This is a genomic window from Roseomonas sp. F4 (genome assembly GCF_053891155.1).
On record NZ_JBSSHK010000005.1, the window covers coordinates 244990 to 265638 of the forward strand.

Sequence of the window (20649 nt, forward strand, 5' to 3'; positions counted from 1 at the left end):
TCCTCTTTCGCATCTGCGAAAGACCCGCGTAATCTTTTGGCCATGATCGCACGCCGCACCCTGCTCGCCGCCGCTGCCGCTCCCCTGGCTGCCCCGGCCCTCGCCCCAAGGGCTTTCGCCCAGATCTCCACCTCCCGCCCCCTGCGGCTGATCGTGCCGAACCCGCCCGGCGGCCAGTCCGACACCATCGCCCGGCTGTATGGGGAGGCGATTCAGGCAACCTCCGGCCAAGCCGTGGTCGTGGAAAACCGCAGCGGTGCCAATGGGTTGATCGCCATGGATGTGGTCGCCAAGGCGCCGCCGGACGGGCTGACCACCGGCCTGTTCAGCATCACCATGTTCACCTCCCTGCCCGCCATGATGACGCGCATGCCACTGGATGTGGACCGGGACGTCACCCCCATCACCAGCGTGGTCACCTCCACCACCCTCTGCTGCGTGCGCGCGGACCGGGCGCAGGAAAGGGGCTGGACCGATCTCGGCGCCATGCTGGAATGGGCGAAGCGCCCGGGCAATGAGCTGACCAATGGCGCGGCCAGCAGCGGCGGCGCCTCCCACCTGCTGACCGCCACCATCGCGCGGCGCAGCGGGGCTGCGATCACCGTGGTGCCCTATCGCGGCGGCGCCCCGGCGCTGAACGACCTGCTGGCCGGCAATATCGACATGTGCTTCGACTTCATGCCGGCCCTGCTGCCGCATGTGGCGGCCGGCACGCTGAAGGCCGTGGCGGTGGGATCGAAGGAACGGGTGCCCTTCCTGCCGGATGTCCCGGCCATGGGCGATTTCCCGGCGCTCGGCATCGCCGATATCGACCTGCAATCCTGGAACATCCTGAGCGGCCCCGGCAGCCTCCCCCCCGAACTCGCCGCCCGCACGCGGGACCTGCTGCAGCGCGCCGCCGCCCATCCGGGGCTGGAGGACCGGCTGCGCGCCAATGGCCTGCTGGCCCTGCCGCCGCTGGACCCCGCCGGCACCCGCGCCCGCATCATGGCCGACCGCCCGCGCTGGCAGGAAATGGTGCAGATCAGCGGCGCCCGGATCGAATAGCCGGCCACCCCCGGCCCGGAAAGGTTTGGACTTCGGCCGGTTCTGCCCTATCTCCCGGGTGACGCAGGCGGGCCTTTCCCGCCATGGCCGGCGCCCGGAAACAGATGACCGACACACCCCTCTCCCGCATCCGTAACTTCTCGATCATCGCCCATATCGACCATGGGAAATCGACCCTGGCGGACCGGCTGATCCAGACCACCGGCACGGTGGCGCTGCGCGACATGAAGGAACAGCTCCTCGACAATATGGAGCTGGAGCGGGAGCGTGGGATCACCATCAAGGCGCAGACCGTGCGCCTGCATTACAAGGCCAATGACGGCGAGACCTATATCCTCAACCTGATGGACACGCCCGGCCATGTCGACTTCGCCTATGAGGTGAGCCGCTCGCTCGCCGCCTGCGAAGGCTCGCTACTGGTGGTTGATGCCTCCCAGGGCGTGGAGGCGCAGACGCTGGCGAATGTCTATCAGGCGCTGGATGCGGGGCATGAGATCGTGCCCGTGCTGAACAAGATCGACCTGCCCGCCGCCGAGCCCGACCGGGTGAAGCAGCAGATCGAGGATGTGATCGGGCTCGACGCCTCCGACGCCGTGATGATTTCGGCCAAGACCAGCCTGAACATCGAAGGCGTGCTCGAAGCCATCGTCACCCGCCTGCCGCCGCCGACCGGTGATGCCGACAAGACCCTGACCGCCCTGCTGGTCGATAGCTGGTACGACGCCTATCTCGGCGTGGTGGTGCTGGTGCGCGTGCGCGATGGGCGCCTGCGCAAGGGCATGAAGATCCGCATGATGTCGAACGGCACCGCCCATACGGTGGAGCAGGTCGGCGTCTTCACGCCCAAGATGGTGGCGGTGGAAAGCCTCGGCCCGGGCGAGATGGGCTATGTCACCGCCGCGATCAAAACCGTGGCGGATACGAATGTCGGCGACACGCTGACGGATGACCGCAACCCGGCCACCGAGGCCCTGCCGGGCTTCAAGCCCTCCATCCCCGTGGTCTGGTGTGGGTTGTATCCGGTGGATGCGGATGATTTCGAGAAGCTGCGCGAATCCGTCGGCAAGCTGCGGCTGAACGACAGCAGCTTCCATTACGAGATGGAAAACAGCGCGGCCCTCGGCCTCGGCTATCGCTGCGGCTTCCTCGGCCTGCTGCACCTCGAGATCGTGCAGGAACGCCTCTCCCGCGAGTTCGACTTGGACCTGATCGCGACGGCGCCTTCCGTTGTCTACAAGATCAAGAAGACCAACGGCGAGGAGACGGAGCTGCACAATCCGGCCGATATGCCGGACCCGAGCGTGATCGAGGAAATCAGCGAGCCCTGGATCAAGGCCACCATTATGGTGCCGGAGGAATATCTCGGCTCCGTCCTCACTCTGTGCAACGAACGCCGCGGCGAGCAGGTGGAGCTGACCTATGTCGGCACCCGCCCGATGGCGGTCTATCGCCTGCCGTTGAATGAAGTGGTCTTCGACTTCTACGACCGATTGAAATCCGTCAGCCGCGGCTATGCGAGCTTCGACTACACCGTCGATGGCTACCAGCCGGGCGACCTGGTGAAGATCTCCATCCTGGTGAACGCGGAGCCGGTGGACGCGCTGTCCTTCATGGCGCATCGCACCCAGGCGGACCGCCGCGGCCGGCAGATCTGCGAAAAGCTGAAGGAGCTGATCCCGCGCCAGCTCTTCAAGATTCCGATCCAGGCCGCGATCGGCGGGCGCGTGATTGCGCGTGAGACAATCAGCGCCATGTCGAAGGATGTCACGGCAAAGTGCTATGGCGGAGATATCAGCCGCAAGCGCAAGCTGTTGGACAAGCAGAAGGAAGGCAAGAAGCGCATGCGGCAGTTCGGCAAGGTCGAAATTCCGCAGAGCGCCTTCATCGCCGCCCTGAAGATGGACGCCTGAACGCCCGAACGAGAAGTGTGACTGAGGGGAACGAGACAAAATGACCAAGATCGGAAAGCGTGGCCTTCTGGGTCTTGCCGGCGCCGCACTGGCCGCGCCGGCTTTCGCGCAGGGGGCCTTCCCCACCCGCACCATCACCATGATCGTGCCCTTCGCCGCCGGCGGGCCGACGGACACCGTGGCGCGGCTGATCGCTCAGGCCATGAGCACCAATCTCGGCCAGACCGTGGTGGTGGAGAATGTGGGTGGCGCCGGCGGCACGCTGGGCGCGCAGCGCACCGCCCAGGCCCGGCCGGATGGCTACAACATCCTGATGCACCACATCGGCATGGCGACCATCCCGACGCTGTACCGCCGCCTGGCCTATGACCCGATCAACGGCTTCGAGACACTGGGCCTGGTGACCGAGGTGCCGATGACACTCGTCGGCCGCAACGGCCTGCCGGCGCAGAACATGGCGGAGCTGGTGGCGCTGGTGAAGCGGGAGGGCGAGAAGCTCAACTACGCCAATGCCGGCATCGGCGCGGCGAGCCATCTGTGTGGCCTGCTGCTGATGCAGGCGATGGGCACGCGCATGACCACCGTGCCCTATCGCGGCACCGGCCCGGCGATGAACGACCTGCTGGCCGGCACCGTCGACCTGATGTGCGACCAGACCACCAACACCACCGAACAGATCAAGGCCGGCGGCATCCGCGCCTTCGCCGTGACCACGGCGGATCGCCTGGAATCCCTGCCCGACCTGGCCACCGCGGCCCAGGGCGGCCTGCCGGGCTTCGAGGTCAGCGTCTGGCACGGCCTTTATGCCCCGAAGGGTACCCCTGCCCCGATCATCGCGCGGCTGAACCAGGCCCTGGTCGCCGCGCTTCAGGACACCAACGTTGGAACGCGCTTCGCGGCGCTGGGCACCAGCCCGGTCCCGGTGGCACGCGCGACGCCGGAAGCGCATCGCGAATTCTGGCAGGCCGACATCGCCAAGTGGCGCCCCCTGATCCAGGCCGCCGGCCAGTTCGCCGACTGATTTTGGGACGCTGCCGCGGTCTGCTGGCGAAATGGGCCGGCTGTTGTGCGGTGGCTGTGGTGGTTGGAAGGGCGGTCCGGGAAACGGGCCGCCTTTTCTGTTTCAGCGGCGGGTGACGGAGAGGTCCAGCACGCGATCCTCGGGGTCCAGGTCGCGCTCCAGCGCATCCAGCGTCGCGCCGAATTCGGCGCGCATCGCGGCCTTCTCTGGCTCCGGCAGCCAGGATCCTTCCAGCCCCGCCAGGCTCAGCTTCCGCGCCTCCGCCACACCCCAGCCGAGATCGGCAAACACCGTGCGCCAGCTATGGCCCATGGTGGTGTCGAAGATGGTCGGGTCGTCGGTGCCCAGGCTGATGTTCAGCCCTGCGTCGAACATCGCCTTGATCCGCTGGCGCCGCGGCGCGCGGTTCCATGCCATGCCGGACCAGCATGCCATGGTGAAGGGCACCTGGTCCTTCACCGCGCGGGCCACCACGGCGGGGTCCGCCAGCATGTTGTAGCCATGGTCCAGCCGGTCGCAGCCGAGCATGTCGCGGCACAGGCTGTAGTGCATCGGCGGCGCCTCGAAGAGCGCCTGATTGTCCTCGCAGACATGGGCGGTGCGGCGGTAGCCATCGCGCCCGGCCTGCCGCCAGGCCTCGACCCAGAGATGCGCCGGGCCGGCGCGCTCGGCCCCATCCAGCCCGATGCCGATCACCTCCGCGCGCCGCCACTTCGCCATCCAGTCCAGCATCTGAAGGGATTCGGAGGGTAGGCAGACGCTCCGGTCGATGCAGGCGATCAGCTTGGCGGAGACGCCATAGGCGGCGTGCCCGCGCGCCAGCCCCTCCAGCAGCCCGTCCACGATCTCCGGATAGGTGACACCGTTGGGCGCAAAGTAGTGCGGGTTGAAGAAGATCTCGGTGTGGCGGACGTTGCCGTGCCGATGCAGGTCCTCAATGCACTCGAAGGCAATGCGAGAAAACTCGGCCGGCGTCCGTACCGCCAGCGCGCCGAGCCGCAGGATGTCGAGGAAATCGTAGAAGGTTTCGAAGCGGTACATCTCGGCGGCCGGCTTCGGCAGGCGCACCCCGTTCTTCGCCGCCAGCTCGTCCAGCGTTTCGGCCCGGATCGCGCCGGCGATGTGCAGATGCAGCTCCACCTTCGGCACGGCATCGAGATAGTCGGAGAAGGAGAGCATCAGCGGCGCTCCATGTTCCAGAGGAACATCGCCGGGCCGCGCAGCACGCCGTTGAGGTCCGACCGCCAGGCGCTGGCCGCGGTGAACTGGCCGAGCGGCATGTAGAAGCCATCCTCCGCCGCCAGGCGATGAATCTCGTCCGAGATGCGCTTGCGTTCAGCGTCATCCTGCGCGCGCGCGAATTCCACGCGCAGCCGCTCCACCTCCGCATTCGCGGGCCATCCAGCAAACCCACCCACACGGCCGGCGCCATTCACGAAGGGGTTCAGCAGCGGGGACTGCATGTCCGGCACCGTGTTGGTGGTATGCGCCAGGTTCCACCCATCCTGCCGCGCGCGCCGCCCGAAGTAGGTGTTGAGGTCCATGGTCTGCAGATCGACCCGGAAGCCGAGCTGGGTCAGCAGACCCTGCGAGACCAGGCCAAGCGCCGCGATGCCCGGCGCATCGGCGGGGTGGATGATGGCGACAGGGCGCGAAAGGTCCGCACCGGATTCGCGCAGCATGCGCCGCGCCGCTTCCAGGTCCGTTGAGGCCGGCATGCCCGCCGTGGTCTCCAGCGGTGTGCCGCAGCCGAACATGGAACGGCATTCGCGGGCGTACTCAGGCCTCCCGGCGACGGCGGCGAGATAATCCGCCTGGTTCACCGCCAGCATCACCGCGCGCCGCACCTGCGGATTGTCGAAGGGCGGGTGCAGATGGTTGAAGCGCAGGATGCCCTGGTAGCCGAAGGGCGAGACGGTCGCGACCGTCACCGCGCGGTTGCGCTCCAGGATCGGCAGCACATCGGCCGGCAGGCGTTCCACATAGTCGATCTCGCCGGTGGTCAGCGCCGAAACCTGGGTCGAGACATCCGGCATGGCGAGCAGCTCCACCCGCTCCATCCGCGCCACCTTGCCGCCGCTGGCCCAGACCGCGGGCTCGGCGCGCGGGCGATAGGCGGCGTTGCGCGCGACGACGATGCGATCGCCGGGGCGGTATTCCTCCCGCACGAAGCGGTAGGGGCCGCTGCCCATCACCTCCGTCACCTGCTGCGTCGGCGGCGTCGCGGCCAGCCGCGCCGGCATCATCATCGGCACCATGGCGCCCGGCTTGCCCAAGGCCTGCAACACCAGGCCAAAGGGCTCCCGCAGCACCAGGCGGAAGGTCTTGGCATCCACGACATCCAGGCTGGCGGAGGCGCGCATCATGGCGCCGCCCAGCGCATCCCGCGCGCCCCAGCGGCGCAGGCTGGCGACGCAATCCTCCGCCGTGACGGGGCTGCCATCATGCCAGGCGAGGCCGTCGCGCAGCACAAAGGTCCAGGTCAGGCCGTCCGCGCTGCGCTCCCACCGCTCCAGCATCTGCGGCGTCGGCTCCCACCGATCGTTCACCGCGACCAGCGTGTCGAAGACCAGATAGGCGAAGTCGCGCGTCGTGAAGCTGGTGGTGAAATGCGGGTCCAGCACCGTGGTCAGCGTCTCCGGCGCCACGCGCAGCGTGCGGGCGCGGTCGGGCGCCTGCGCCGCGGCGGGGGCGGCAGCCGCGATCAACGCGGCGGCGAACAGGGAAAGGGCGGCACGCGACATGGCGCGGACTCCTGGCGGGTCGGATTTTGGGGGGCTGTGGCGGCGTTTCGCCGGGCAAGGTGCCGCCCGGCTCGGCCAGCGTCAACGCGCCCCGCTTGATCGGCACGCCGGAAACGACAAGCATCGTGCCAAAGGGGAGGACCATCATGCGCGCCATCGTCATTCATGCCGCACACGACCTGCGCGTGGAGGACCAGGAGGCCACGCCGCCCGGCCCGGGCGAGGTCGCGGTGCGGATCCGCCAGGGCGGCATCTGCGGGTCCGACCTGCACTACTACCTGCATGGCGGCTTCGGCGTGGTGCGGGTGCGCCAGCCCATGGTGCTGGGCCACGAGATCGCCGGCGAGATTTCGGCAACAGGCCCCAACGTCACGGGGCTGTCGGTGGGCGACAAGGTGGCGGTGAACCCCTCCCGTCCCTGCGGCACCTGCCGCTACTGCCTGGCGGGGCAGGCGCAGCATTGCCTCGACATGCGCTTCTACGGCAGCGCGATGCGGATGCCGCATGTCGATGGCGGTTTTCGCCAACACCTGGTCTGCGACGCGGCCCAGGCGGTGAAGCTGCCCGCCGACATGCCGCTGCAACGCGCTGCCTTCGCCGAGCCGCTGGCCGTCTGCCTGCATGCAGCACGCCAGGCGGGGCCGCTGATGGGCGCGCGCGTGCTGATCACCGGCGCCGGCCCCATCGGCATGCTTTGTTTATTGGTGGCGCGCCATGCGGGCGCGCGGCAGGTGGTGATGACGGACCTGACGCCAAAGCCGCTGACGATGGCCGGGCAGCTCGGCGCCGATGCCACGCATGACCTGCGGGCGGAGCCCGACGCGCTGGCGCCCTATGGCGCGGACAAGGGCACATTTGACGTGGTCTTCGAATGCGCCGGCAGCGGCCTGGCGCTCGCCGGCGCCATCGGCGCGGCGCGGCCGGGCGCCACCATCGTGCAGGTCGGCATCGGCGGCGATGCCTCCGTGCCGCTGAACACGCTGGTGGCGAAGGAGATCACGCTGCGCGGCACTTTTCGGTTCCACGAGGAATTTGCGCTGGCCGTGGATATCCTCGCCCGCGGCGCGATCGACCCGATGCCGCTGCTGACCGAGGTGGTGCCGATGGAGGACGCCGTCGCCGCCTTTGATCTCGCCGCCGATCGCGGCCGGGCGATGAAGGTCCAACTGGCCTTCTGACCCCCTCTTCCCCCCTACCCCGCCCCGGCCCAAACTGCGTTCTGACAGCTGGGGTGAGCAAGGTAATGAAGGTGGGCCGCAACGGATTCGCGCTGACCTGCGAGAAGGCACCCGCCAGCGGGTCCCGTGGCGTCGTCGCCAGCAACCACCCGATGGCATCCGCCGCCGGCGCCCGCGTGCTGCTGGAAGGCGGCAATGCGGTGGATGCCGCCATCGCCACGCTCTTCGCGCTGACCGTGGTGGAGCCGATGATGGTCGGCGTGCTCGGCGGCGGCGTCGGCCATATCCGCATGGCCGATGGCCGCCACGCGGTGATGGATGGCCTCTCCACCGCCCCCGCCGCCGCCACCCCCACAATGTACACGCCCCGCACCGACATGCCGCCGGAGGAGCGGGAGGTGGAGGGCCGCACCAACGCGATCGGCGCCCTCTCCGTCGCCGTCCCGGCCTCGCTGCGCGCCTGGGCCGAGACGCTGGCCCGCTTCGGAAGCTGGTCGCTGGCGGATGTGATGGCGCCGGCCATCCAGCTCGCCGCCGAGGGTTTTCGCGTCACGCCCTATCTCTCCGACTGCATCGGCGATGCAGCCGCCGATCTGGCGCGGGATGCGGACCTCGCCGCGCGCTTCCTGCCGGGCGGCACCAAGCTCGCCGCCGGCCGCCGGTTCATCCAGGGCGCCTATGCCGAAACGCTGCGCGCCATCGCCAAGGAAGGCCCCGACCTGCTGCATGACGGCGCATTGGGCGGCCTGGTCGCCGATGCGCTGGCGCGTGCGGGCGGCATTGTCACCCGCGCCGACCTCGCCTCCAGCCGCCCGATCGAGCGCGCGCCGATCCATGGCAGCTATCGCGGCTTCGACGTCTTCGCCCCGCCGCCACCCGCCTCCGCCGGTGTGCATGTGGCGCAGATGCTGAACGTGCTGGAGGGTTTTGACGTCGCCGCCATGGGCTTCGGCACCGCCGATTCCTGGCACCTGGTGGCGGAGGCGCTGAAGATGGCCTTCGCCGACCGTGCAGTGGCCACCGCCGATCCGGACTTCGTCCATGTGCCGGTGGAGCTTCTCACCTCCCGCCGCTACGCCGATCTGCGCCGGGCGGAGATCGACATGGCGCGCGCCAAGGCCTGGACCGCGCATCCCTCCCTCGGCGAGTCCAACTGCACCACCCATGTCACGGTGGCCGATGCGGCGGGCAATATCGTCGCCACGACGCAGACCATCAACGCGCTGTTCGGCGCCCGCATGGCGATCCCCGGCACCGGGCTGATCGCCAACAACTACATGCACAATTTCGACCCGCGGCCGGGCCTCGCACTGTCCGTGCAGCCGGGCAAGCGGGTCTATACCTCCATGGCGCCGACCATCGCGCTGAAGGACGGCAAGCCCGCCTTCGCGCTCGGCTTGCCAGGCGGGCTACGCATCTTCCCCTCCGCCTTCCAGGCGGTGCTCAACCTGATCGACCACGGCATGACGCTGCAACAGGCCGTCGAGGCCCCGCGCATCTGGACCCAAGGCCTGGCGCTGGAGCTGGAACCCGGCGTGCCGGCGGAGGTCGCGGCGGCGCTGGCGGCGCGCGGCCACACCATCAAGCGCGCACCCACGCTGGGCGGCGGCATGAACGGCATTGCCTTCCACGACGACGGCACGATGACCGGCGCCGCCTGCTGGCGCGCCGATGGTTCGGTGGTGGCGCTCGGCGGCGGGCTGGCGCGCGCCGGCGTGCGCTTCGTGCTCGAGACCGCCACCACCCCTTCCGCTTGACCCTCCCCAGGACAACCGCATGACCCAGAAAATCGCCCTGTTGCAGCCCATCGCCGGCGAGATGGCCGAGATCATCCAATCGCTTCTGCCCGAGGGCTTTTCGGCCACCGCCGTGAAGGGCCGCAGCGTCGAGGATCTGAAGGCCGAAGTCGCCGATGCCGACTACGCCCTGTGGTGGGACGTGCCCGTGCCGGCGGAGGTTCTGGCCGCCGGGCCGAAGCTGAAGCTGCTGCACAAATGGGGCGTCGGCATCGACAATATCGACCTGGACTATTGCCGCGCCCACGGCATCCAGGTGGCGCGCACCACGGGCAGCAATGCCGCGCCCGTCGCCGACTTCACCATCGGCCTGATGCTGGCCCTCGCCCGCCGCATCGTGCCCGCCCATAACAGCACCGCCGCCGGCGGCTGGGCCAAGAACGAGGTGTGGAAGCAGTCGGTGATGGTCGCCGGCAAGACCGTAGGCATCATCGGCCTCGGCGCCATCGGCAAGGGCGTGGCCAAGCGCCTGCAGGGCTTTGATTGCCGCGTGCTGTACTATTCCCGCACCAAGCTGCCGGAGGACCAGGCGAAGGCACTCGGCGTGGAATACCGCGCGCTGGACGACCTGCTCGCGGAGGTCGACTTCCTGTCCCTAAACTGCCCGCTTACGCCCGAGACCGCCGGCATGATCAACGCGGCGGCCCTGGCCAAGATGAAGCCGAGCGCCATGATCATCAACGTCGCCCGCGGCGGCGTGGTGGTGGAGGCCGACCTGGTGGCCGCACTGAAGAACGGCACCATCCGCGCCGCCGCCGTCGACGTGTTCGACCAGGAACCCCCGCCCGCCGACCACCCGCTGCTGCACATGGACAACGTGATCGTCACCCCGCACTGCGCCAGCACCGCCTACGAAAACAGCCGCCGCAGCATCCAGCACTGGCTGGGGAACATGGTGCGGGTTTCGAAGGGCGAGGAGATTCCGGAGCAGGACCGGGTGGTCTGACGAGTGGGCTGGCGCATTTTGAGGTAAGGCCAGGGGCGCTGCCCCTGGACCCCGCCGGGGGCGGGGCCGCCCCCGGACCCGGCCGATTCAGTGGGCACGCAGCGCGTATTCAGCCGCGTGCACCATATAGGCCAAGGCGACAGCCCACATGGACCAGCGACCCTGGCCGTCGGCATGGCCGCAGCAGCCTTCCCGGCAGTAGTGGCAGGCGACGATGGTGAAGACGATGGCGGTGAGCATGGCCAGAACTCCGATTGATCCGGCCTCCTAAAGAACCCATGCTCGCGGAAACGGGGATACCAACAAGGGAAGCATGGCGCGCGCGCGGAAATCGGCGGAAAGCAGCGGAAAGGCGAAGTCGGACTATCGCGCCTTCGCCGCGGCGCTGGCGGCCGCCATCGACACCGGCAGGATGGCGCGGAGCGGAGTCCCCAGCACCCATCAGCGTCTTGCCTCTATTTTGGGTGTTGACCCGCGAAGCGTCCGCAACTGGCGCAATGCCATATCACTTCCCAGCCGCGACAACCTGGAAGGGTTAATGACCGTTCTCCTCGATAGCGCAGGGCAGCGGCCCGGCAATCTCGAGACGCTGTGGCAGCAGGCCCAAAGGCCCATTGACGTGAGACCTCCAAGCCAAACCATCGATTTTGCAGAGCAGCGCGAAAATATATCCCCTGCGGGGCTCGATGCCTCCGTAAGCGCTACATTGGCAGCGACGCCGCCAGAGCCCGATGGAGCAATCTTCGAAGAGGGTGAAGGCCGACTAGTTCTGCAACAGGGTCAGTCAGACGACCATGCGGTCGCTAGCCAACCGAACATGGCCAAGCGTCATCTTATAATCATTGAGAAACTTCAGGATCTGAAAGAGGCAATTGACGAACGCCTTGATAATCAACGCAGCTGGCGCGCGTTGCCAAATAAAGTACAAAAACTTCATGATGCGCTAGAGAATCAACCCACATATACAATTCCAGACCAGTTGGTGGAACTTTACGATCGAACTATGTCCCTCGCATCTTTCGTTGAACTAGACGACATGCTGAGCAGATCGCCTGATGCAATCGACGACCCTCTCGCCCCGGATATTCGCCGCGCCCTCGTCGATGCCTTATCAACACTCGCGCCCTGGCTTCGAACCTTTCCGAGTGTTGTACGCTGGGACAGCGCCAGGCGTGACGCGCTAACAAGGCCTGAACTCTTTGTGGCAGTACGCGCACAACTTGAGGATGCGCACACTCTCATTCATCTGGCTGGGGCAGCAGACGCCCTGTCTCAAGAGGATGTTGCTCGCGCGAGCGAGCCGTTAGAGACAGCGCAGGGCCAAGGGTTTCAAGCCGAGAAGGCCGGTTACAGGGGTCTTTCCACGGCCCGTAATCTGCTAACGCGTACAGTGGCCATTAAGGCACTTGCGCTTACCACGGCTTTTTACACGGGGGCGATTGGCTCGGACTTTTCCACCAAGTCCAAGCTTGTTCAAGCTGCTAGTACCTTCCTGGCACGTGGAGAAGAACAGGCACTAAGACTAGCAATGCATATGCCTGCTGACGTCGCAGCCGCAATTCGTCACGTGCTCACCCGTTCCCAAAGCAAGGATGATGAAGACCGTGCGAGACAACAAACGCCGGTGACGCAGTCAGGCGACCGGCAAGATCCGCCCGCGAATTTTAACCCTGAAGCGGTGAGGCTGATGATTCTGGCAGGCCAGAGACCGCCTGCCGAGTGGGTTCCGTTCATTGATTCGCTCCAGCTGAGAGCGACATCAATTAGCGATCTATCGCCGCTGTCCGGGCTGATCAGTCTAGAGAGGCTCGATATAAGCGACACCGGAGTGACTGACTTGGCACCACTGGTAGGCCTCAGCAGTCTCCGGATGCTCAATCTTGACGGGACGGATGTGACAGATCTGTCGCCTCTGTCTGAGTTGACAAGCTTGACGCAACTCGGGCTTGATTCAACGAAAGTGACCGACCTGACACCGCTGAAGTCGATCGAGAGCCTCACCATCCGTAAGGATGGTGCCACTTTTCACGTGATCCGCGGACAACTCGCAGTTAACCGCCTTGGCGATGGCGGTTTCCGGAACTGGGAAGAGCAAAACCGCCCCCGCTAAGGCCCGTCCTCCTCAACCTCCCACCCCTGCCCCAGAAACCGGGCCAGGACCGTCGCGTGCTGGTCGTCCGGGTAGGACTCCAGCACCTCGTCTTCCTCATCCAGCACTTCGGTTCCCGCTTCGGTGGTGACGATGACCCGTGTGGCCATCTCACCCTTCATCAGCACCGTTTCGCGCATGGCCGAAAACCCTTATCGCCCGCGGGCGGCGCCATCGCGGAAATCGCCTTCGCGCCAGCTGCGGTCCTTCTGGCCCGCGGCCGCCGCGGCCGGGCGGCGCACCGGCTGGTCGCCGCCGCGGGGGGCGCTCGGCGCGGCACCGCGCGGGGCGCCCTGCGGCTGGCCGCCGCGGCCCTGGCCGCCGCCGCCGCCGCCGCCGCCGTTGCGCCCGCGGGACGGGCTGTTGCGGCCGCGATTGCCGCCGGAAGGCTTCACCGCATCCGGGCGCCCGCCGGTGCGGTACATCGGCACGCTCACATCCTGGCGCTCGTCGGAAGCGGGGATGGAGATGCGGATCAGCTTCTCCACGGCCCAAAGCTTCTCGCGCTCATCCGGCGCGCACATGGCGATGGCGATGCCGCTGGCGCCGGCGCGCGCGGTGCGGCCGATGCGGTGGACATAGGCTTCGGGGGTGTCCGGCATGTCGTGCTGGATCACATGCGTCACGCCATCCACGTCGATGCCGCGGGCGGCGATGTCGGTGGCGACCAGCACCGGGGCGCGGTTCGACTTGAAGTCGGACAGCGCGCGTTCCCGCTGGCCCTGGCTCTTATTGCCATGGATGGCGTTGGCGGCGATGCCGTCGGCTTCCAGGTTCTTCACCACGCGATCGGCGCCGTGCTTGGTGCGGGTGAAGACCAGCACGCGGCCCACGCCCTCGCCCTTCAGCAGCTCGGCCAGCTTGCCGCGCTTGCGGCCCTGCTCGATGACGACGAGCTTCTGCGCCACGCGCTCGGCCGTCGTCGCCACCGGCGCCACTTCGATTCGCACCGGATCGCGCAGGATCTCGGCGGAAAGCTTGGCGACCTCAGCCGGCATGGTGGCGGAGAAGAACATGGTGTGCCGCTTGGCCGGCAGCTTCGGCAGGATGCGGCGGATGGCGGGCCAGAAACCCTTGTCCAGCATCTGGTCGGCCTCATCCAGCACCAGGGCATTCACCATGTCGAGGCGCGCGGAGCCCTCATCCAGGTGGTCCTGCAACCGGCCCGGCGTCGCCACCAGGATGTCGATGCCATTCGCCAGCGCCCGGCGCTGCGCGCCATGCGGCACGCCGCCGAAGATCACGGAAACGGTCAGGCCGAGGTGGCGGCCATAGATCTTCAGGTTGTCGGCGATCTGGCTCGCCAGCTCGCGCGTCGGGGACAGGATCAGCGCGCGGCAGCCACCGCGCGGCGGCCGGCCCTTCGATTCGGCGAGGAGATGCAGCAGCGGCAGGCCGAAGGCGGCCGTCTTGCCGGTGCCGGTCTGGGCGATGCCCAGGATGTCGCGGCCGGCCATGGCGTGCGGGATCGCATCGCGCTGGATCGGGGTGGGGGTGGTGTAGCCTTCCTGTTCCAGCGCCTGGAGGATGCGCGGGTCGAGGCCGAGTTCACTGAAGCTCATGAAACTATTCGAATCCGGTCATGCCGTCCGGCGTTGGCGCGGACGGTGGGTGGCGGTGGGCCAACCCGCGTGCCGGGGCCGGTCCGATGTTGTCCGCAAAGCCGCGCCCTGTTCAGGCGAAGGCAGCGCCCCGGTCCGGGCCTCCAGGCGCCCGGTCCCCCTCGCGGGGTGACGGCGCCGGGCCCGCTCACGCGGCCGGGGCGCGGCGGGCAAACCACCCGCCGACCCGCGCCTCTTAGGACAGAATCGCTAACCCGACAAGAATTTTTGGCGGTGCAGCATAAATCGCTGGCTCAGCCATCCGCGAGGCGTTGGAAGTCCTCGCTTTCAGGTGGCGCGCCAGGCGTCTCGGTCACCCGAGTCACCCGCGCCAGCATCGGGCCGCGGTGGCAGGCGGCGATCAGGGCGCGCACGGAGTCGGTGGGGCCGGCCACCAGGGCCTGCACGCTGCCATCCGGCCGGTTGCGCACCCAGCCTGCCACGCCGAATCGGCGCGCCTGCCGCCGCATCCAGTCCCGGTAGCCCACGCCCTGCACCCGGCCCTCGATGGCCAGCAGCAGCGCCAGGGTCATCCCAGCGCCAACAGCCTGGCGGCCAGCGCCACATCGGCGGCGGCCGAATCGCGCCGCGCGGCGGCTTCCGCGTCGTGGCCCCAGCGCTCCTCCTGGAAGCACTCTTCCAATGTGGACAGGCGATGCGCTTCGGCCGGCGTCACTTGCCCCGCCGACATGGCGAGGCCCAGCACCAGGCTGCCGAGGGCGGGCACCGCGACGCCCAGCGCCGCCAATTCGATCAGCCCCTTGGCCGCCACCGCGCGGTGCAGCGCGGACAGCGCCTGGGGCGGCTGGGCGATGGGCATGATGCCGGTGGTGACGCGCAGGGCGGCGTCCAGGTCACGCGCGGCCCAGGCAAGCCAGGGGTCCCAGCCCGCCGCCTGCAACTCGGCAAGGCGGCCGTGGTCGGCGCGGTAGCACAGAAGTTCGGTTTCGCCGTAGCGGGCGATGGCCTCGATGGTGCCCTCGCGGGCCTGGGCGATTCGCTCCATGGCGGTGCCGACGAGGCGGGTCAGCGGCACATCCTCGGGCCGCATCTCCCCATCCTTCGCACCGCCCGCGCGCTGCCATTCCTCCGCGAGCGCCTCCGCCAGGGGGCGGGAGGCGACGCGGATGGGGCCACCGCCGGGCAGGCGCATCGGGCGGCCGTCGAGCAGGATGGCGTAGCCATCCCCCCCTTCGGCCACCCGCGCTTCGTTCCAGAAGCGCTTCACGTCGCAGCCGTGATCAGCGGTCGCGCGACACCGCGGCGGAGCGGGTGTTGGCGGCCGGGCGACGGCGGGCCGGCGTGGTCGCGGCCGGCGCCGGACGGTCCGGGCAGGCGGCCACGGTGACCGGGTTCAGCACATTCCGCTCCATCGACAGGTCGGCGAGCGTGCTGCCATTGCTTTGCGACAAGGCTGCCTGGAACAGCGGCGTGATGTTCTGGCAGAAGCGCGAGCCCTGGCGGATGCCGTCCTGCGACTGCTCATTGGCCAGGGTCGTGATGTAGCCATCCAGCGCGCGCTGACCCTGGGCGCCGGCGGTGCGGCGGTAATGGGCGCGGATGGTGTTGTAGGCGCCGCCGAGCTCGCCCTGGAACTTGCGGACGAAGGCGTTGTAGTCCCCATCGCGCTGGCAGGTAATGGCGGCGACCATGAGCTGGCTCTGCAGGGCACGCAATTCAAAGGCCGTGCGTTCGCTGGGCTGGGCGCAGGCCTGGGCGAGAGCCGGGCCGCCGATGGCGACGGCGGCACCGGCGAGGAGGAGGCGGACAGTCAGGTTGCGGCGCATGCGTGGGAGTCTCCCCTGGGGACGCCTTCCCTGCCCCATCAGCCTCGCTGGCGCAAACACTGTTGCGTCAACCAAACGTGTGGCGGAGCCCCCCGGCCCCCTTGGCATCCCGTGGAGACATGCCTTTACAGCATCCGCGGGCAAATGCCAGCACGATTACGCCCGATGCATCTTCACAAGATTCCAATCAGGTAGAGGACGATGATAATCGGGATTGGTAACCCGACCAGCCACAACAGAATGCCCTTCATGTACCCCTGGCTCCTTCACAGTGTCCGGGGCATGAACGCGACGTCAGGCTGATCGTTTCCTTTGCTGAAAACGCGCCAGCCCGGCCAGCCGCCGGTCCAGAAAAGCGATGGTCGCCGGATGGCCAGGCTCCTCATCCTGCATCCAGAAGGCCAGGGTGGCGCCATAGACTCCGGCGAGCGTGGCGCGCCGCGTGTACCAGGAGAAATCGGCGGAGGTGTCGCCCGCCGCGCCCCAGATGGCATCGGCCGTGCGCGCCACGGTCCTCAGGGCGCTGCCCAGATTCCAGGGCAGCGACTGCTGCGCCAAGGCGCGCCGCACCGCCTCCCGATGCGGGGCCGCCTGTTCCAGGCGGATCAGGATCAGCCGGCGGATTCGCGAGGGGATCTTGCGGGAAAGAAGGTCTTCCTGTGCCGCCTGCGCCTCCATCTCGCGATCCGCCAGGTCAAGCCAGGCCTCGATCGCCTCGGCCGGGCCGCGCGGAAACAGCCATTCCTGCTCAAGGGGGTCGCGGCCAAGATCGGTCAGGCCGGCCGAGAGCGCCGCGCGGGTCCAGCCCAGCGCCGGCACATGCGGCAGGGCGGCGCGGATCGCCTGGTCCCGTTCGTCGCTGCGTTCGATCATGCGGCTGTCTCCTCGGCACGACGCTCGGCCTGGGCGGCGCGGTGCAGTTCCTCGTTGAAGCCGAAACGGGACAGGTCGGTCATCCGCATCGGATAGAGCACGCCGTTGAGATGATCCGTCTCATGCTGGATGACACGGGCGGGCAGGCCCGCCGCCTCCCCCTCCACCAATTGCCCCTCCACATCATAGCCGCGGAAGCGGATGCGGGCGGCGCGCGGCACATGGCCGCGCAGCCCGGGGATGGAAAGGCAGCCTTCCCAGCCTTCCTCGACCTCCTCCCCCACCGGTTCGATCTCGGGATTGATGAGGGCGAGGATATTGCCGGCGCCGCCGCGCCAGACGAACAGCCGCAGCCCGACATGCACCTGCGGCGCCGCCAGGCCGAGGCCGGAGGCATCCTCCATCGTCTCCGCCATATCGGCGACCAGGCGACGGATTTCCGGCGCGGTCGGGTCCTCCACCGGCAGCGCGGGCCGGATCAGGACGGGGTGGCCCATGCGGGCGATCTTCAGAAGAGCCATGTCGCGGGGGAATCCGATGCCTGCCCCCAAGGTAATGCGTGCGCGGCGGTGCGGGAGGGTCTTTCGCTCGGGACGAATCGCGTGCTATGGATGTCGCCTCGCGTCGGGGGTTCGGGGCCTTGTCCTTCGGGACGGCTGCTGGACCCGCTGGCGCGTATCCGCGTTTCGCCCATCCTACCATTCCGAACCAGGAGGTTCCATCGCGTGCAGGTCGTCGTCCGCGACAATAACATCGACCAGGCCCTGAAGGCGCTGAAGAAGAAACTTCAGCGTGAGGGTGTGTTCCGTGAAATGAAGCTCCGCCGCCATTACGAGAAGCCGTCCGAGCGCCGTGCGCGTGAGGCTGCGGAGGCTGTCCGCCGCGCCCGCAAGGTGGAGCGCAAGCGGCTTGAACGGGAAGGCTTCTAAGCCTTTCTCGACCGCCCGCCCCTCCCCGGCGGGCCGCGACCCACGAACGAGCCGAAATACCGCGGTGCGAGATTAAACCCTCGTAGCCCGCGGTTTCGTGCGTCTTCACCTTTCCGCCCCAAGCGCGTCTACTGCGCCCTCCTGACAGGGGAATGGGCGATGGATGGGGTGATGGACCGCGAACAGGCGCTGATGGCGCGTGCGCGGCGGGTGCTGCCGGCCGGCGGCTTCGGCAATTTTCCGGCGGATGTGATCCTGGAACGCGGGCTTGGCGGCCGGGTCTGGGATGTCGGCGGGCGCGAATATGTGGATTTCCTGCTCGGCTCCGGCCCGATGTTCATCGGCCACTGCCACCCGGAAGTGACCGAGGCGGTGCAGGACCAGCTCGGCCGCGGCACCACCTTCTTCGCCAATAATGAGCATGGCATCGCCCTGGCCGAGGCGATCGTCGACGCCGTGCCCTGTGCGGAGCAGCTCCGCTTCGTCGGCTCCGGCACCGAGGCCGACCTCTATGCCATGCGCCTGGCCCGCGCCTTCCGCCGCCGCGACAAGATCCTGAAATTCGAGGGCGGCTATCATGGCATGTCCGATTACGGGCTGATGAGCCTCGCGCCACAGCACCTGGCGAATTTCCCCCGTCCCGTCCCCGATTCCGCCGGCATCCCGAAATCCGTCGCCGATGACGTGCTGGTGGCCCCCTTCAACGATCTGGAGGCGGTGAAGCGGCTGGTGGAGCAGCAGGGGGAGGAGATCGCCGGCATCATCGTGGAGCCGCTGCAACGCCTGATCCCGCCCGCCCCAGGCTTCCTCCAGGGGCTGCGCGATCTCTGCACGAAGCACGGGCTGGTGCTGATCTTCGACGAGGTCGTCACAGGCTTCCGCTTCGCCTATGGCGGCGCGCAGGAGTTTTATGGCGTGACACCGGACCTCTGCACGCTGGGCAAGACCATCGGCGGCGGCTTTCCCCTGGCGGCGGTGGCCGGGCGTGCGGAGATCATGGCGCATTTCGACAAGGCGCTGGTCGGCGATGACGGCTTCCTGATGCAGGTGGGCACCCTGTCCGGCAATCCGGTGGCCTCCGTGGCGGGGTTGAAGACGCTGGAAATCCTGCGCCGCCCCGGCACCTATGAGGCCGTCTTCGCCACCGGCCGGGCGATCATGGAGGGTCTCTCCGCCCAGATCGCCAAGGCCGGCATTCCGGCCCAGATCGTCGGCGAACCGACCCTGTTCGACGTCGTCTATATGGACGGCGCCGTGCGCGACTACCGCGCCACGCTGCGCGCCGACCGGGCCATGCAGGGGCATGTGAACCGCACCCTGCGGGCCAGCGGTATCCTGAAGGGCGACAGCAAGTACTATGTCTCGACCGCGCATGAGGCGCGGGACGTGGATCAAACCCTTGCGGCCTTCGGCAGGGCCATGGCGACCCTGCCTGCCGCGACTGGCTAGGGCCTGTCAGGCCAGCCCGAAATGCAGCGCCAGCGCGTGCATGTCATGCGCTGGGATCACCCCGCTGCGGCTGATATCGGATTCCTTGAGGTTCGGCACATAGAGCTGCCAGGCCTCCAGCACGCCCAGATCGGGTGGCAGTTCGGCCCCGCCGCTCACCTGATATTCCTTCGCCCGCGCCGCGGCGCGGCCCGATGCCGTCGGGGGCGTGGCGCTGAACTTCTTCTGCGGCGCGAAAAGCCCCCAGAAGGCCCGGCATTCATCCTTCAGCTTGATCTGGACAAAGTTGTCCAAGTCATTCCAGTCGACGCAGACGGCCGACATGAAGCGGACCATCGCGCTCATATCGATGCCGTTGAGCTTGGCCTGCTCGTAGCGGCCGAGGGCGCCTTCATAGTCTTCCTTGAAGGGCTTCACCGGCGACCACCAGGGGCTGATCCCCCACTGCGTCGCCTGCGCCTTGCCCGCTGTCAGCTTGAACAGCATGAAGTCCTTCGGCAGCGTCTCGACGCGCACGGAGGGAACCAGGAAGGCGCTTTGGTGCGAGGCCGGCAGCTTGCCGAAATCGACCATGCTGAGTGAACCATTGATCATCGAGACGGGCCCTTCCGGCTGCAACCCTCCGCATCCTGGAGGGTCGCGGAGCCGCAGGCTAGGTGCGGAGGCGGTACAATCGCCGCGGGGCCGTCATATCCAGCCCAGCGACCCGGCCAGGCTGCGCACTGACAGCAGCATGATGACCACGCCCACCAGCAGCATCAGCTTGCGCGCCGGTAGATGCCGCGCGACCAGGGCGGCGAAGGGCGCCGCCAGCACGCCGCCCACCACCAAGCCAAGGATGGCCTGCCACAGCTCCAGCCCGATGGCGGTGACGAAGGCGGCGGTGATGGCCAGGGTGACGAAGAACTCCGCCGCATTGGTGGAGCCGATGGCGATGCGGGGCGCGTCACCGCGCCCGATCAGGGTGGAGGTGACAACCGGCCCCCAGCCGCCGCCGCCCGCGGCATCCAGGAAGCCGCCGACCAGGCCCAGCAGCGTCACCGGCCGCTCCGGCCGGGGCGATGGCGGCCGCAGCGCACGCCAAAGGATCAGCCCGCCCATGATGAGCAGATAGGCGCTGACCAGGGGCCGGATGACCTGCATCGGCAAGGCGGAAGCCACCAGCGCGCCTGCGATGCCGCCGGCAATGCCTGGCAACGCCAGCCGTGCCACCAGCCGC

At 68.1% G+C, this 20649-nt stretch carries 21 protein-coding genes; 9 read left to right on the plus strand and 12 right to left on the minus strand.

All coding sequences use genetic code 11. The annotated features are described in order from the left end of the window. The first annotated feature begins 42 nt into the window (after positions 1-42). From ACVFYP_RS20935 to ACVFYP_RS20945, 3 genes are all read left to right on the plus strand, one after another. Positions 43-1047, plus strand: coding sequence for a Bug family tripartite tricarboxylate transporter substrate binding protein (locus ACVFYP_RS20935; protein ID WP_499202156.1), 1005 nt, complete (start codon positions 43-45; stop codon positions 1045-1047). A 104-nt stretch (positions 1048-1151) separates the two neighbouring features. Further along, entirely contained in the window at positions 1152-2957 is a 1806-nt protein-coding gene (lepA, locus tag ACVFYP_RS20940; protein WP_499202157.1) for a translation elongation factor 4, read from the plus strand. A 40-nt stretch (positions 2958-2997) separates the two neighbouring features. Next, positions 2998-3978, plus strand: coding sequence for a tripartite tricarboxylate transporter substrate-binding protein (locus ACVFYP_RS20945; RefSeq protein WP_499202158.1), 981 nt, complete (start codon positions 2998-3000; stop codon positions 3976-3978). Between the two features lie 102 nt (positions 3979-4080). On the opposite strand, the gene add is transcribed toward ACVFYP_RS20945, so the two are convergent. Further along, entirely contained in the window at positions 4081-5157 is a 1077-nt protein-coding gene (gene add, locus ACVFYP_RS20950) for an adenosine deaminase (protein ID WP_499202159.1), read from the minus strand. After that, the gene (locus ACVFYP_RS20955) at positions 5157-6722 is read right to left on the minus strand and encodes an ABC transporter substrate-binding protein (RefSeq protein ID WP_499202160.1); all 1566 of its coding nucleotides are present in this window, start codon (positions 6720-6722) and stop codon (positions 5157-5159) included. The genes add and ACVFYP_RS20955 overlap by 1 nt, the downstream gene beginning before the upstream one ends. Before the next feature lie 146 nt (positions 6723-6868). On the opposite strand from ACVFYP_RS20955, the gene ACVFYP_RS20960 reads away from it, so the two are divergent. Genes ACVFYP_RS20960 through ACVFYP_RS20970 form a run of 3 tightly spaced genes read left to right on the plus strand, consistent with a single transcriptional unit; the run spans position 6869 to position 10642 of the window. Next, complete coding sequence (locus tag ACVFYP_RS20960) at positions 6869-7900, plus strand: L-idonate 5-dehydrogenase (protein ID WP_499202161.1); 1032 nt, start codon at positions 6869-6871, stop codon at positions 7898-7900. A gap of 53 nt (positions 7901-7953) precedes the next feature. Beyond that, positions 7954-9657, plus strand: a complete 1704-nt coding sequence (gene ggt / locus ACVFYP_RS20965) for a gamma-glutamyltransferase (protein ID WP_499202162.1) — start codon at positions 7954-7956, stop codon at positions 9655-9657. Positions 9658-9676: 19 nt separating this feature from the next. After that, the gene (locus tag ACVFYP_RS20970; protein ID WP_499202163.1) at positions 9677-10642 is read left to right on the plus strand and encodes a 2-hydroxyacid dehydrogenase; all 966 of its coding nucleotides are present in this window, start codon (positions 9677-9679) and stop codon (positions 10640-10642) included. 87 nt (positions 10643-10729) lie between these two features. On the opposite strand, the gene ACVFYP_RS20975 is transcribed toward ACVFYP_RS20970, so the two are convergent. Continuing rightward, positions 10730-10882 (minus strand): hypothetical protein, encoded by a 153-nt coding sequence (locus ACVFYP_RS20975; RefSeq protein ID WP_499202164.1) that lies wholly within the window; start codon positions 10880-10882, stop codon positions 10730-10732. Between the two features lie 73 nt (positions 10883-10955). Here ACVFYP_RS20975 and ACVFYP_RS20980 point away from each other — a divergent pair, with 73 nt between their 5' ends. Continuing rightward, on the plus strand, positions 10956-12752 hold the full coding sequence (locus ACVFYP_RS20980) for a leucine-rich repeat domain-containing protein (protein WP_499202165.1): 1797 nt from the start codon (positions 10956-10958) through the stop codon (positions 12750-12752). On the opposite strand, the gene ACVFYP_RS20985 is transcribed toward ACVFYP_RS20980, so the two are convergent. From ACVFYP_RS20985 to def, 7 genes are all read right to left on the minus strand, one after another. After that, positions 12749-12931 (minus strand): hypothetical protein, encoded by a 183-nt coding sequence (locus ACVFYP_RS20985; RefSeq protein WP_216876577.1) that lies wholly within the window; start codon positions 12929-12931, stop codon positions 12749-12751. The genes ACVFYP_RS20980 and ACVFYP_RS20985 overlap by 4 nt on opposite strands. Positions 12932-12943: 12 nt before the next feature. Continuing rightward, on the minus strand, positions 12944-14353 hold the full coding sequence (locus ACVFYP_RS20990; protein WP_499202166.1) for a DEAD/DEAH box helicase: 1410 nt from the start codon (positions 14351-14353) through the stop codon (positions 12944-12946). A gap of 293 nt (positions 14354-14646) precedes the next feature. Then, on the minus strand, positions 14647-14925 hold the full coding sequence (locus tag ACVFYP_RS20995) for an acylphosphatase (RefSeq protein WP_499202167.1): 279 nt from the start codon (positions 14923-14925) through the stop codon (positions 14647-14649). Then, positions 14922-15620: an ATP12 family chaperone protein gene (locus ACVFYP_RS21000; protein ID WP_499202168.1), complete on the minus strand. Its 699-nt coding sequence runs from the start codon at positions 15618-15620 to the stop codon at positions 14922-14924. The genes ACVFYP_RS20995 and ACVFYP_RS21000 overlap by 4 nt, the downstream gene beginning before the upstream one ends. Positions 15621-15633: 13 nt before the next feature. Next, positions 15634-16179, minus strand: coding sequence for a hypothetical protein (locus ACVFYP_RS21005; RefSeq protein ID WP_499202169.1), 546 nt, complete (start codon positions 16177-16179; stop codon positions 15634-15636). 294 nt (positions 16180-16473) lie between these two features. After that, positions 16474-17052, minus strand: coding sequence for a COQ9 family protein (locus tag ACVFYP_RS21010; RefSeq protein ID WP_499202170.1), 579 nt, complete (start codon positions 17050-17052; stop codon positions 16474-16476). Then, complete coding sequence (def, locus tag ACVFYP_RS21015; protein WP_499202171.1) at positions 17049-17573, minus strand: peptide deformylase; 525 nt, start codon at positions 17571-17573, stop codon at positions 17049-17051. Before def ends, ACVFYP_RS21010 begins: the two co-directional genes overlap by 4 nt. A 204-nt stretch (positions 17574-17777) precedes the next feature. Here def and rpsU point away from each other — a divergent pair, with 204 nt between their 5' ends. Both rpsU and ACVFYP_RS21025 read left to right on the plus strand, forming a co-directional pair. Then, positions 17778-17981, plus strand: coding sequence for a 30S ribosomal protein S21 (gene rpsU / locus ACVFYP_RS21020; RefSeq protein WP_007006360.1), 204 nt, complete (start codon positions 17778-17780; stop codon positions 17979-17981). Between the two features lie 171 nt (positions 17982-18152). Continuing rightward, positions 18153-19430, plus strand: coding sequence for an aspartate aminotransferase family protein (locus tag ACVFYP_RS21025; protein ID WP_499202172.1), 1278 nt, complete (start codon positions 18153-18155; stop codon positions 19428-19430). Positions 19431-19436: 6 nt separating this feature from the next. On the opposite strand, the gene ACVFYP_RS21030 is transcribed toward ACVFYP_RS21025, so the two are convergent. Continuing rightward, positions 19437-20024: a hypothetical protein gene (locus tag ACVFYP_RS21030; RefSeq protein ID WP_499202173.1), complete on the minus strand. Its 588-nt coding sequence runs from the start codon at positions 20022-20024 to the stop codon at positions 19437-19439. Between the two features lie 93 nt (positions 20025-20117). Beyond that, a complete protein-coding gene (locus ACVFYP_RS21035; RefSeq protein ID WP_499202174.1) occupies positions 20118-20642 on the minus strand; it encodes a sulfite exporter TauE/SafE family protein in 525 nt (174 codons plus the stop codon). Positions 20643-20649 lie beyond the last annotated feature (7 nt).